Genomic DNA, 12,740 nt, shown 5'->3' with positions numbered 1-12,740 from the left:
GAATCAACGAGAGGATTCACCATGTCTGTAATTAAGATGACCGATCTGGATCTGGCTGGTAAACGCGTTTTCATCCGTGCTGATCTGAACGTACCGGTTAAAGATGGCAAAGTGACCAGCGACGCGCGTATCCGTGCATCTCTGCCAACCATCGAACTGGCTCTGAAGCAGGGCGCTAAAGTGATGGTGACCTCCCACCTGGGTCGTCCAACTGAAGGCGAGTACAATGAAGAGTTCTCTCTGCTGCCAGTTGTTAATTACCTGAAAGACAAACTGTCCAACCCGGTTCGCCTGGTAAAAGATTACCTGGACGGCGTAGACATCGCTGCCGGTGAACTGGTTGTTCTGGAAAACGTTCGCTTCAACAAAGGCGAAAAGAAAGACGACGAAGCGCTGTCCAAAAAATACGCTGCACTGTGTGACGTATTCGTGATGGACGCCTTCGGTACTGCTCACCGTGCGCAGGCTTCAACCCACGGTATCGGTAAATTCGCAGACGTTGCGTGTGCCGGTCCTCTGCTGGCTGCTGAGCTGGACGCACTGGGTAAAGCGCTGAAAGAACCTGCTCGTCCAATGGTTGCAATCGTTGGTGGTTCTAAAGTTTCTACCAAACTGACCGTACTGGATTCCCTGTCTAAAATCGCTGACCAGCTGATCGTTGGCGGTGGTATCGCGAACACCTTCGTGGCGGCACAAGGCCATAACGTCGGTAAATCCCTGTACGAAGCGGATCTGGTTGACGAAGCAAAACGTCTGCTGACCACCTGCGATATCCCGGTTCCAACGGATGTTCGCGTCGCGACTGAGTTCTCTGAAACAGCGACTGCGACCCTGAAATCTGTTAACGACATCAAAGATGATGAGCAGATTCTGGACCTGGGCGACGTTTCTGCACAGAAACTGGCTGAAATCCTGAAAAACGCAAAAACTATCCTGTGGAATGGTCCTGTTGGCGTGTTCGAATTCCCGAACTTCCGCAAAGGTACTGAAATCGTTGCTAACGCTATCGCAGACAGCGAAGCGTTCTCTATCGCAGGCGGCGGTGATACGCTGGCAGCAATCGACCTGTTCGGTATTTCTGACAAGATCTCCTACATCTCCACTGGTGGCGGCGCATTCCTCGAGTTCGTAGAAGGCAAAGTACTGCCAGCAGTAGCAATGCTCGAAGAGCGCGCTAAGAAGTAAGCCATTCAAGGGCAGGGAAACCTGCCCAATTTTCAGCGCGCTTTAAGAGCTCGCACCTTTTCTAACGGCCGAAGATACAGGACTAAGCAACATGTCTAAAATTTTTGATTTCGTAAAACCTGGCGTGATCACTGGTGATGACGTTCAGAAAGTGTTCCAGGTAGCTAAAGAAAACAACTTCGCTCTGCCAGCAGTTAACTGCGTTGGTACCGACTCCATTAACGCCGTACTGGAAGCTGCTGCAAAAGTTAAAGCACCGGTTATCGTGCAGTTCTCTAACGGTGGCGCAGCATTCATCGCTGGTAAAGGCGTGAAAACTGACGTTCCTCAGGGCGCGGCAATCCTGGGCGCAATCTCTGGTGCGCACCATGTACACCAGATGGCTGAACACTACGGTGTTCCGGTTATCCTGCACACTGACCACTGCGCGAAGAAACTGCTGCCGTGGATCGACGGTCTGCTGGACGCGGGTGAAAAACACTTCGCAGCGACCGGTAAGCCACTGTTCTCTTCTCACATGATCGACCTGTCTGAAGAGTCCCTGCACGAAAACATCGAAATCTGCTCTAAGTACCTGGCGCGCATGGCCAAAATGGACATGACCCTGGAAATCGAACTGGGTTGCACCGGTGGTGAAGAAGACGGCGTGGACAACAGCCACATGGACGCTTCTGCACTGTATACCCAGCCAGAAGACGTTGATTACGCTTACACCGAGCTGAGCAAAATCAGCCCACGCTTCACCATCGCAGCGTCCTTCGGTAACGTACACGGCGTTTACAAACCAGGTAACGTGGTTCTGACCCCAACCATCCTGCGTGATTCTCAGGAATACGTTTCTAAGAAACACAACCTGCCGCACAACAGCCTGAACTTCGTCTTCCACGGCGGTTCCGGTTCTTCTGCTCAGGAAATCAAAGACTCCGTAAGCTACGGCGTAGTGAAAATGAACATCGATACCGACACCCAGTGGGCAACATGGGACGGTATCCTGCAGTACTACAAAACGAACGAAGCTTACCTGCAGGGCCAGCTGGGCAACCCGAAAGGCGAAGACCAGCCGAACAAGAAATACTACGATCCACGTGTATGGCTGCGTGCTGCGCAGACTTCCATGGTGGCGCGTCTGGAGCAGGCTTTCAAAGAACTGAACGCGGTTGACGTTCTGTAATTTAAGCAGCTCATAGCATCAGAAGGCCCGCGAATGCGGGCCTTTTTTTATGCTTTTTCAATGGACTGCCCGGCCCGTTTATGTGATCTGTTTGGCAAAACCGGTCCTTTTTGTTTACCCTTTACTGACCTGCCTGTCTCCATGGGGGATGGATTTTGTGTTTTTGGGATAACAAAAGGAAGACTAAATGGAACAACTCGATGTTGTAGACAGCATCAATAATGCCGGTAACTGGCTGGTGCGCAACCAGGCGCTGCTGCTGAGCTATGCCGTTAACATCGTCGCGGCGATTGCCATCATCATCGTCGGGATGATCGTGGCACGTATCGTATCAAACGCCGTAAACCGCGTGATGCTGGCGCGTCACATTGACGCCACTGTGGCTGACTTCCTCTCTGCACTGGTGCGCTACGGTATTATTGCCTTTACGCTGATTGCTGCACTGGGGCGTGTTGGCGTACAGACTGCCTCGGTGATTGCTGTTCTCGGTGCCGCCGGTCTGGCCATTGGTCTGGCGCTGCAGGGGTCGCTCTCGAACCTGGCTGCGGGTGTGTTGCTGGTAACCTTCCGTCCGTTCCGCTCTGGCGAGTACGTTGACCTGGGCGGTATTGCCGGCACCGTACTGCAGGTGCAGATTTTCTCAACCACCCTGCGAACTGTTGATGGCCGTATCGTGGTGGTACCGAACGGGAAAATTATCGCGGGCAACATCATTAACTTTTCCCGCGAGCCGGTGCGTCGTAACGAGCTGATTATCAGCGTGGCGTATGATTCTGATATCGATCAGGTGAAATCGCTGATCGCCAATATCATTGCCTCCGACGATCGTATTCTGAAAGATAAAGAGCAGACCGTTCGCCTGAACGAGTTGGGGGCATCCTCCATCAACTTTGTCGTGCGCATCTGGAGCAAAAGCAGCGATCTGCAAAACGTTTACTGGGATGTTCTGGAACGTATCAAACGTGATTTTGATGCCAACGGGATCAGCTTCCCGTATCCACAGATGGACGTGAACCTTAAACGCGAGAAAGAAGCCGAGTAATCCTCTTCCTCAGGAGGCCCGGTGAGCGGCAACACCACCGGGCCTTTTTATTAGCAATACTAATCACCAATTAATATTATCAATTTCCTCTAATAAGGTTCTCGCAGTATAGTCAGCTCCCAGGACAACTTGCTGAGAATTTATTCATGTTATCTTATTATTTTCAAGGCCTTGCATTAGGTGCGGCCATGATCCTTCCCCTTGGCCCGCAAAACGCGTTCGTGATGAACCAGGGCATTCGCCGTCAGTATCATCTCATGATTGCCCTGCTGTGCGCGGTGAGCGATTTGCTGCTGATCTGCGCCGGAATCTTTGGCGGCAGTGCGCTGCTGATGCAGTCTCCCTGGCTTCTGGCGCTGGTGACCTGGGGTGGGGTAGCGTTCCTGCTGTGGTATGGGTTTGGGGCGCTGAAAACGGCAATGAGCAGCAATCTCGAACTGGCGAGCGCCGAGGTCATGAAGCAGGGCCGCTGGAAGATTATCGTTACCATGCTGGCGGTCACCTGGCTCAACCCGCACGTTTATCTGGATACCTTTGTGGTGCTGGGCAGCCTGGGTGGGCAGCTCGACGTTGAGCCAAAACGCTGGTTTGCCCTGGGTACCGTCAGCGCCTCATTCCTGTGGTTCTTCGGTCTCGCGATTCTGGCGGCATGGCTGGCCCCGCGTCTGCGTACCGCTAAAGCCCAGCGGATCATCAACACGCTGGTGGGCGTGGTGATGTGGTTTATCGCCTTTCAGCTGGCAAAAGAGGGGATTCATCATGTTCAGGAATTGCTCAACTAAGCGTTGTCTTATGGACAACTGAGCGAGAGCCGCTAAGCTTGCTGGCATGCGCCCTGTTGTTGGGCACTCTTCGCAACATGGAGGAATGACAGTGAAGTTTAAAGTGATGGCCCTGGCGGCATTAGTGAGTTTAGGTGCGGTGTCGGTGCAGGCAAGTGAATTGCCTGATGGCCCGCACATCGTCACTTCAGGCACCGCAAGCGTGGATGCGGTACCCGATGTTGCAACGCTGGCAATTGAAGTGAACGTGGCCGCGAAAGATGCCGCTTCTGCCAAGAAGCAGGCTGACGATCGTGTTGCGCAATATCTCTCTTTCCTGGAGCAGAACGGTGTCGCTAAAAAAGACATCAGCTCTGCCAACCTGCGTACCCAGCCTGATTACGACTACCAGAACGGTAAAAGCATCCTGAAAGGCTACCGTGCCGTGCGCACCGTTGAAGTGACCGTGCGTCAGCTCGATAAACTGAACTCGCTGCTGGATGGCGCGCTGAAAGCGGGTCTGAACGAAATTCGTTCCGTCTCACTGGGCGTTGCGCAACCGGAAAAATACAAAGACCAGGCGCGTAAAGCCGCCATTGATGATGCAATCCATCAGGCGCAACAGCTGGCGTCCGGGTTCAACAGTAAGCTCGGTCCGGTATACAGCGTGCGTTACCACGTCTCAAATTATCAGCCAAGCCCGATGGTGCGGATGATGAAGGCCGACGCGGCACCGGTGTCTGCTCAGGAAACTTATGAGCAGCCGACGATTCAGTTCGACGATCAGGTTGATGTGGTATTCCAGCTGCAGCCGACCCAAAGTCAGCAGACTGAGCCGGCAAAAGCGCAGTAATCTGTCTTCACTTTCCCCCTCTCCCGTCAGGAGAGGGGGATTGTTCCTTAATCCTGTCTCAACACCTTATGCCCATACGCCAGCAGCGCGTCGGTGACGTTGCGCATCATGCGGCTTTCTGGCGCAAAACGGTGCCAGTAGAGCATCCGGCGCTGATACAGCCCCGGCGTTAAGTCAATCAGCTCACCGCTTTTCAACTCTTTCTCTATCTGCAGGTGCGGGATCATACAGCAGGTGGTGCCCTGACGTGCGAGCTGCACAAACGCTTCAGACGAGTTCACGATATGACATGGCACGCTGCCCGGCGGCAGATCGAAGTTTTGCTGCAGGAAGGCCTGATGCATATCGTCCAGATGGTCGAACGCCACCGCAGGGGCTTTCAGCAGCGCGGCGCGGGTGACGCCGTTCGGGAAGTAGCGCTCGGCAAACGCTTTTGAGCCGACAAACAGGTAGTCCAGTGCGCCCAGCTGATCGACAAGACAGCTCGGCAGCGCCTGAGGCTGGATACTGACTGCCCCAACCACTTCACCGCGACGCAGGCGCTCCTGCGTACGGGTTTCATCTTCAACCTGCAGATTCAGGCGAATCGGGGAGTCAGCTAACACCGGCGCAAGGGCCGGCAACAGCCAGGTTGCCAGACTGTCGGCGTTCACCGCCAGCGAGAGCAGCAGCGGCGTTGAGCCAGTCTGTTCGTCACCCAGCCACTCATCTTCGAGCAGCTCAACCTGGCGCAGCAGGGCGAGGAGCTTTTGCCCTTGCTCCGTTGGACGCGGTGGAACAGTACGTACCAGCAGAGGCTGCCCGAACATGTTTTCCAGCTGCTTGATGCGTTGTGATACGGCGGACTGAGTGATACAAAGCTTTTGCGCTGCGCGCTCAAAACCGCGTTCACGAATAACTGCATCAAGTGCCTGTAGTGTTCTGTAGTCCGGACGTTTCATTGCTCTGGCTGACTCCTTAATTTTGCTTAATCTGCACTATGACACAATTTTCCCTTCGTGGCAGACGAAATCCATCCGACGTGTTCTATAATGCGGCCTACGTTTTCACACCACAGGCTAAACGATCATGACGCAGGATGAACTGAAAAAAGCAGTAGGATGGGCCGCTCTCCAGTATGTGCAACCGGGTACCATTGTCGGTGTTGGTACGGGCTCGACGGCGGCACACTTTATCGATGCGCTGGGCACGATGAAAGGGCAGATCGAGGGCGCAGTTTCCAGCTCCGACGCTTCCACGGAAAAGCTGAAAAGCCTTGGCATCACCGTTTTCGATCTGAATGAAGTTGACCGTCTTGGCATCTACGTTGATGGCGCGGATGAAATCAACGGCCATATGCAGATGATCAAAGGCGGCGGTGCGGCGCTGACGCGTGAAAAAATCATCGCCTCCGTGGCGGATAAATTCATCTGTATCGCCGATGCGTCAAAGCAGGTTGATATCCTGGGTAAATTCCCGCTGCCGGTAGAAGTGATCCCAATGGCGCGTAGCGCTGTGGCGCGTGAACTGGTGAGACTGGGTGGACGCCCGGAATATCGTCAGGGCGTCATCACTGACAACGGCAACGTGATCCTCGACGTTCACGGTCTGGAAATTCTCGACGCCATTGCGCTGGAAAATGCGATTAACGGTATTCCAGGCGTAGTGACTGTAGGGTTATTCGCCAACCGTGGCGCGGATGTCGCGCTGATCGGCACGGCAGATGGCGTGCAAACCATCGTAAAATGATCTGATGGGGGGAGGCCTCCCCCCGCTAAAAAAATTTTGAAAAGCTAAATTCGGTGACTTGTGTCACGCTTTTTACCTCTCGTTTGCCGATCCTGCCGCATTCGCAAATTTCTACAGCATTTTCCTCTGTCATTTTGCTCTGTATGACTTTTCTTCAGAGTGCCGACGCAAACGTTCATATTGCTGCAATAGTTTTTTTTGATATGTTGGCTACAGCGGATTTAAATCCAGCACAACATCAGTTCAGACAAAAACAGGGTCGGGTAAGGTAAATGGCAAAGGTATCACTGGAGAAAGACAAGATTAAATTCCTGCTGGTTGAGGGCGTGCATCAGAAAGCGCTTGATAGCCTTCGTGCAGCAGGTTACACCAACATCGAATTTCACAAAGGCGCGCTGGACACCGAAGAGCTGAAAGCGTCCATCCGTGATGCCCATTTCATTGGCCTGCGATCCCGTACCCAACTGACTGAAGACGTGATTGCCGCGGCGGAAAAGTTGGTTGCCATCGGCTGTTTCTGCATCGGTACCAACCAGGTTGATCTGAATGCCGCCGCAAAACGCGGTGTGCCTGTCTTTAACGCCCCGTTCTCCAACACCCGTTCCGTGGCGGAGTTAGTGATTGGCGAGCTGCTGCTGTTGCTGCGCGGTATTCCGGAAGCTAACGCCAAAGCGCACCGCGGCGTGTGGAACAAACTGGCTGCGGGTTCATACGAAGCCCGTGGTAAAAAACTCGGTATCATCGGCTATGGTCACATCGGTACTCAGCTGGGGATCCTGGCTGAATCCCTGGGGATGCATGTCTATTTTTATGATATCGAAAGCAAACTGCCGCTGGGCAACGCCACTCAGGTTCAACACCTCTCTGACCTGCTGAACATGAGCGACGTGGTCAGCCTGCACGTGCCGGAAAATGCGTCGACGAAGAACATGATGGGTGCTGAGGAACTGGCGCTGATGAAGCCGGGGTCACTGCTGATCAACGCCGCGCGCGGTACGGTTGTCGATATTCCGGCGCTGTGCGATGCGCTGAAGCGTAAGCATCTGGCGGGGGCGGCAATCGACGTCTTCCCGACTGAGCCTGCTACCAACAGCGATCCGTTCACCTCTCCGCTGTGCGAATTCGACAACGTGATCCTGACGCCGCACATCGGCGGCTCGACGCAGGAAGCGCAGGAAAATATCGGTCTGGAAGTCGCGGGCAAGCTGAGCAAATACTCCGACAACGGTTCTACGCTCTCTGCCGTGAACTTCCCGGAAGTGTCTCTGCCGTTGCACGGTGGCCGTCGTCTGCTGCACATCCATGAAAACCGTCCGGGCGTGCTGACTGCGATCAACCAGATCTTTGCCGAGCAGAGCGTCAACATTGCCGCGCAGTATCTGCAAACGAACTCTCAGATGGGTTACGTGGTAATTGATATTGAAGCGGACGAAGATGTAGCGGAAAAAGCGCTGCAGAGCATGAAGGCTATTCCGGGTACCATTCGCGCCCGTCTGCTGTACTGATTCTGTTTCTGTGAGCATAAAGCCGGGTCGCTACCCGGCTTTATTTTACCAGCGCCAGGTTTTGCCCGGCGTCACTACCGCAGGCAGCGGAATATCCCACTTCTCTACCGGCAAGGCTTCCACGCCCTGACAGTCATGTGCGTACCCCACAGGCTGCAAATTATAAAGCTGCCAGTTTTGCAGCGTCCTGTCATAAAAACCGCCACCCATCCCTAAGCGCTGACCCTGCTCATCAAATGCAACCAGCGGCGTGATCAGTACATCCAGTTCTGAGAGGGGGAGGACGTCGCGGACGTCGAGTTTTGGTTCGGTGATTTTCAGACGATTCACCACCAGTTCGCTGTGCGGATGGTAGTGTAAAAACAGCAGATTTCCCTGGCTAAACGGATGCAGCACCGGCAGGTACACTCTTTTCCCGGCGCGCCACAGCTGTTCTATCAGCGGTTGAGTATCCAGTTCGCCATCAAACGAGAGGAACAGGGCGACGGTACGCGCCATCACAACAGGGGGATAGGCCATCATACGGGCTGCGCCTTGCTGGGCAAACTGTGCTTGCTGTTCGGGAGTTAACGCACGACGGCGTTGACGCATGAGCTGACGGATGTCCTGGCGTGAGGAAGAGACTTCAGGGAGTTGGGTCATGGTAGTCGGTAGAAGAAAAAGAGAGGGAATCTCCGAGATGCCGCCGCAGGCTGTAACCCTTGAACCCTTGGTTCAAGGTGAATGTGTCGTCATAGTTTTAAGGCTTCTCGGACGAACCGAGCATGCTCACCAACCATGGAGCGCCACATTCTTGTGGTATGAAATATCGGCTCAGGGGACTGGCCCGCTTGCGAACATCTCAGAGAAATTTTGTCTTCACAGTTACTCTACCATAGTCAACTGAGAAGTGTTATTCAAACTTTGGTCCCGGTCTTTCGGGATTGCGACCTTGATCAAGCAATGCCTGTTCTATGGTCTGCTGGAGCATTTTAATGCGCTGCTCCATGCTTGCCGCGTAATCGCGGGTCTTCGCTTTTTCCTGAGTCAGTTCATAACTGATGTTCAACGCGGCGATGAAAACCAGCTGCTCAGTATTTGTGACTCTAGTGCGTTCTTTGAGATCTTGCAACCGCTGATTCAAATCGTCCGCAGCCTGATTCAAGGCATCCCTTTGTTCAGGTGGACAATTCACTCGCAGTGAACGGCCAAAAATCTGGAGATCGACGGGTTGTGCAGACATGCCACCTTCCTGCTGATTGACTGCGCTGCCTTCGCTTACTGCCCCGGGGGCTGCGAAGGGGCGACACTATAGCTACCCTGATGTGAAGATACAAGCCCTTTTCTGGTATCACCAGGGTCCAAAGTGGTAGCATATCATGAATATTCCTCCCAACGATGACGAATGCGCATGTCTATACAGAACGAAATGCCTGGTTACAAGGATTTAAACCAGTTACTGAACCAGCAGGGAGTCGGTTTAACCTCTGCGGAAATGCACGGTCTGATCAGTGGCATGCTGTGCGGTGGAAACAGCGACAGCTCATGGCAGCCGCTGATCCACGACCTGACGAACGAAGGGCTGGCGTTTGGTCACGAGCTGGCGGAAGCCGTGCGTAAAATGCACTCCGCGATCAGCGATTCGCTGGAAGACGATGGCTTCCTTTTTCAGCTTTATCTGCCTGAAGGCGATGACGTCAGCGTCTTCGATCGTGCCGATGCGCTCGCAGGTTGGGTCAACCACTACCTGTTGGGGCTGGGCGTCACGCAGCCGAAACTCGATAAAGTGACCGGCGAAGCGGGTGAGGCGATCGACGATCTGCGTAACATTGCGCAGTTGGGCTACGATGAAGACGAAGACCAGGAAGAGCTGGAAATGTCTCTCGAAGAGATCATCGAATACGTTCGCGTTGCAGCGTTGCTGTGCCACGATCACTTTACGCGTTCGCAGCCGACCGCGCCGGAAGTCCGCAAGCCAACCTTACATTAAGAAAAATAACGCACAGGAGGGTGTCATGGTTATCTTAAATCAAGAGTATTCGCGCCGTCGTCAGGCGCTGCTGGCCAATATGCAGCCGGGCAGCGCCGCGCTGATTTTTGCTGCGCCAGAAGTGACGCGCAGCGCCGACAGCGAATACCCCTATCGCCAGAGCAGCGATTTCTGGTACTTCACCGGCTTCAACGAGCCGGAAGCGGTACTGGTGCTGATTAAGAGTAATGACACCCACAACCACAGCGTGATTTTTAACCGCGTACGCGATCTCGCTGCCGAAATCTGGTTCGGCCGCCGCTTAGGGCAAGAGGCTGCGCCAGAGAAGCTGGGGGTGGATCGGGCGCTGGCATTCAGTGAAATCAACCAGCAGCTCTATCAACTGCTCAATGGCCTGGATGTGCTTTACCACGCGCAGGGCGAGTATGCGTATGCCGATGAGATTGTCTTTACCGCTCTGGATAAGCTGCGCAAAGGTTCGAGGCAGAATCTGTCCGCGCCAGCCACCCTGACGGACTGGCGTCCGGTGGTGCATGAGATGCGTCTGTTCAAATCCCCGGAAGAGCTGGACGTGATGCGCCGCGCGGGGGAAATCAGCGCGCTGGCGCACACCCGCGCCATGGAGAAATGCCGCCCGGGAATGTTTGAATACCAGCTGGAAGGGGAGATTCATCACGAATTTAACCGCCACGGCGCGCGTTATCCTTCTTACAACACCATTGTCGGCGGCGGTGAAAACGGCTGCATTCTGCACTACACCGAAAACGAAAGTGCGCTGCGCGATGGCGATCTGGTGTTGATTGACGCCGGATGCGAATTCCAGGGGTATGCGGGCGATATTACCCGTACGTTCCCGGTGAACGGTAAATTCACCCCCGCACAGCGCGCGGTGTATGACATCGTCCTCGAATCGCTCGAGACGGCGCTCAGGCTGTACCGTCCAGGCACGTCCATTCAGGAAGTGACCGGCGAAGTGGTGCGCATCATGATCACCGGTCTGGTGAAGCTCGGTATCCTGAAAGGCGACGTGGATACCCTGATTACCGAGAACGCGCATCGTCCGTACTTTATGCACGGCCTGAGCCACTGGCTGGGGCTGGATGTGCATGACGTGGGAGCATACGCTGCCGATCGTTCCCGCGTGCTGGAGCCAGGCATGGTATTAACCGTTGAGCCGGGGCTGTATATCGCGCCGGATGCCGACGTGCCGGAAGCATACCGTGGGATTGGCATTCGTATCGAAGATGACATCGTCATTACCGAAACCGGCAACGAAAACCTGACCGCCAGTGTCGTGAAAAATGCTGACGATATCGAGGCGCTGATGGCAGCGGCACGCGTATGAGCGTGATTATCGTTGGCGGCGGGATGACCGGAGCCACGCTGGCACTGGCCATCTCGCATTTTACGCAGGGAAAACTGCCGGTGCATCTGGTGGAGGCCGTTGCGCCAGAGGCCTCTGATCACCCCGGTTTTGATGCCCGCGCCATTGCACTGGCGCAGGGTACCTGTCAGCAACTCTCACGCATTGGCATCTGGCAGGCGATAGCCGACTGCGCGACGGCGATTAACACCGTTCACGTCAGCGATCGCGGTCATGCCGGTTTCGTTACTCTGGATGCGCATGATTACCGTATAGATGCGCTGGGCCGGGTTGTGGAGCTGCACGACGTCGGGTTACGCCTGTTCCGCCTGCTTAAGGATGCGCCAGGCGTGACTCTGCATTGCCCGGCGCGTGTGGCCAGTTTTAGCCGCAGTGACGCGTCGGTCAACGTGGTGCTGGATAACGGTACCGTCCTTGAAGGCCAGCTTCTGGTAGCGGCAAACGGTTCGCGCTCTTCGCTCGGCACGCAGTGCGGCGTGGAGTGGCGACAACAGCCCTACGGGCAGGTGGCCATCATTGCTAACGTTTCGACAGCGGGCGCTCACAACGGCCGCGCTTTTGAGCGTTTCACGCAGCATGGCCCGCTGGCGATGCTGCCCATGTCCCACGATCGCAGTTCGCTGGTATGGTGCCATCCGCAGGACAACGCGGCTGAGATACAGACCTGGTCTGACGAACGTTTTTGTACCGAGCTGCAAAAAGCCTTTGGCTGGCGGCTGGGACGTATTACCCACACGGGAAAGCGGAGCGTATACCCGTTGTCGCTGACCACCGCCTCGCAGTCCATCTCCCATCGCATGGCGCTGGTCGGCAATGCCGCGCAGACATTGCATCCCATCGCCGGGCAGGGGTTTAACCTCGGGCTTCGCGACGTGATGAGCCTGGCAGAAACGCTTTCACAGGCGTGGAGCGAGCAAAAAGACTGTGGTGCCTGGTCGGTGCTCAGTCATTACCAGAAGCGACGCCGGGCAGATAAAGAGGCGACGATTGGTGTGACGGATGGTCTGGTGCACCTGTTTGCCAATCGCTGGGCCCCCCTGGTTGCAGGCCGCAATCTTGGGCTGATGGCGATGGAATTATTCATTCCGGCACGTGACGTGCTGGCGCAGCGGACTCTTGGTTGGGTCGCGCGTTAAGGAGTT

General features: G+C 55.0%; 13 protein-coding genes and 1 other RNA gene. 10 read left to right on the top strand and 4 right to left on the bottom strand.

The annotated features are described in order from the left end of the window. Positions 1-21: 21 nt before the first annotated feature. The 5 genes from pgk to JTA15_RS13620 all read left to right on the top strand — a co-directional run bounded on the left by pgk (position 22) and on the right by JTA15_RS13620 (position 5,012). Positions 22-1,185, top strand: coding sequence for a phosphoglycerate kinase (pgk, locus tag JTA15_RS13640; RefSeq protein ID WP_014171536.1), 1,164 nt, complete (start codon positions 22-24; stop codon positions 1,183-1,185). Positions 1,186-1,276: 91 nt separating this feature from the next. Beyond that, on the top strand, positions 1,277-2,356 hold the full coding sequence (fbaA, locus tag JTA15_RS13635) for a class II fructose-bisphosphate aldolase (RefSeq protein WP_014171535.1): 1,080 nt from the start codon (positions 1,277-1,279) through the stop codon (positions 2,354-2,356). Between the two features lie 187 nt (positions 2,357-2,543). Beyond that, positions 2,544-3,398 carry a small-conductance mechanosensitive channel MscS gene (gene mscS / locus JTA15_RS13630; RefSeq protein ID WP_014171534.1) on the top strand — a complete coding sequence of 285 codons (855 nt, stop codon included), beginning with the start codon at positions 2,544-2,546 and terminating at the stop codon, positions 3,396-3,398. A gap of 146 nt (positions 3,399-3,544) precedes the next feature. Further along, positions 3,545-4,180, top strand: a complete 636-nt coding sequence (argO, locus tag JTA15_RS13625) for an arginine exporter ArgO (protein WP_014171533.1) — start codon at positions 3,545-3,547, stop codon at positions 4,178-4,180. Between the two features lie 91 nt (positions 4,181-4,271). After that, a complete protein-coding gene (locus tag JTA15_RS13620) occupies positions 4,272-5,012 on the top strand; it encodes an oxidative stress defense protein (RefSeq protein WP_025203272.1) in 741 nt (246 codons plus the stop codon). Between the two features lie 47 nt (positions 5,013-5,059). Here the strand turns inward: JTA15_RS13620 and argP are convergent, their stop codons facing one another. After that, positions 5,060-5,953, bottom strand: coding sequence for a DNA-binding transcriptional regulator ArgP (gene argP / locus JTA15_RS13615; protein WP_008499727.1), 894 nt, complete (start codon positions 5,951-5,953; stop codon positions 5,060-5,062). Between the two features lie 127 nt (positions 5,954-6,080). On the opposite strand from argP, the gene rpiA reads away from it, so the two are divergent. Together rpiA and serA are read left to right on the top strand one after the other, a co-directional pair. Then, the gene (gene rpiA, locus JTA15_RS13610) at positions 6,081-6,740 is read left to right on the top strand and encodes a ribose-5-phosphate isomerase RpiA (RefSeq protein ID WP_014171530.1); all 660 of its coding nucleotides are present in this window, start codon (positions 6,081-6,083) and stop codon (positions 6,738-6,740) included. A 272-nt stretch (positions 6,741-7,012) separates the two neighbouring features. Next, entirely contained in the window at positions 7,013-8,245 is a 1,233-nt protein-coding gene (gene serA / locus JTA15_RS13605; RefSeq protein WP_014171529.1) for a phosphoglycerate dehydrogenase, read from the top strand. 45 nt (positions 8,246-8,290) lie between these two features. Here serA and JTA15_RS13600 read toward each other — a convergent pair whose 3' ends face one another. The 3 genes from JTA15_RS13600 to zapA all read right to left on the bottom strand — a co-directional run bounded on the left by JTA15_RS13600 (position 8,291) and on the right by zapA (position 9,467). Then, entirely contained in the window at positions 8,291-8,887 is a 597-nt protein-coding gene (locus tag JTA15_RS13600; protein ID WP_151887170.1) for a 5-formyltetrahydrofolate cyclo-ligase, read from the bottom strand. A gap of 25 nt (positions 8,888-8,912) precedes the next feature. Beyond that, positions 8,913-9,096, bottom strand: a non-coding RNA gene (gene ssrS / locus JTA15_RS13595) — 6S RNA. 41 nt (positions 9,097-9,137) lie between these two features. Beyond that, on the bottom strand, positions 9,138-9,467 hold the full coding sequence (zapA, locus tag JTA15_RS13590; protein ID WP_006811891.1) for a cell division protein ZapA: 330 nt from the start codon (positions 9,465-9,467) through the stop codon (positions 9,138-9,140). Positions 9,468-9,635: 168 nt separating this feature from the next. On the opposite strand from zapA, the gene JTA15_RS13585 reads away from it, so the two are divergent. Genes JTA15_RS13585 through ubiH form a run of 3 tightly spaced genes read left to right on the top strand, consistent with a single transcriptional unit; the run spans position 9,636 to position 12,734 of the window. Further along, complete coding sequence (locus JTA15_RS13585; RefSeq protein ID WP_025203274.1) at positions 9,636-10,214, top strand: YecA family protein; 579 nt, start codon at positions 9,636-9,638, stop codon at positions 10,212-10,214. Between the two features lie 31 nt (positions 10,215-10,245). Continuing rightward, positions 10,246-11,559: a Xaa-Pro aminopeptidase gene (gene pepP, locus JTA15_RS13580; RefSeq protein ID WP_219373258.1), complete on the top strand. Its 1,314-nt coding sequence runs from the start codon at positions 10,246-10,248 to the stop codon at positions 11,557-11,559. Further along, positions 11,556-12,734, top strand: a complete 1,179-nt coding sequence (ubiH, locus tag JTA15_RS13575) for a 2-octaprenyl-6-methoxyphenyl hydroxylase (protein ID WP_219372402.1) — start codon at positions 11,556-11,558, stop codon at positions 12,732-12,734. The genes pepP and ubiH overlap by 4 nt, the downstream gene beginning before the upstream one ends. The last annotated feature ends 6 nt before the right edge of the window (positions 12,735-12,740 follow it).

Origin of the sequence: Enterobacter sp. BIDMC 29, from assembly GCF_019378755.1 — a bacterium.
GTDB classification, from domain to species: Bacteria; Pseudomonadota; Gammaproteobacteria; order Enterobacterales; family Enterobacteriaceae; genus Enterobacter; species Enterobacter ludwigii.
Note: the sequence above shows the minus strand (reverse complement) of the source record. Positions and strands in the feature narration are given on the sequence as shown.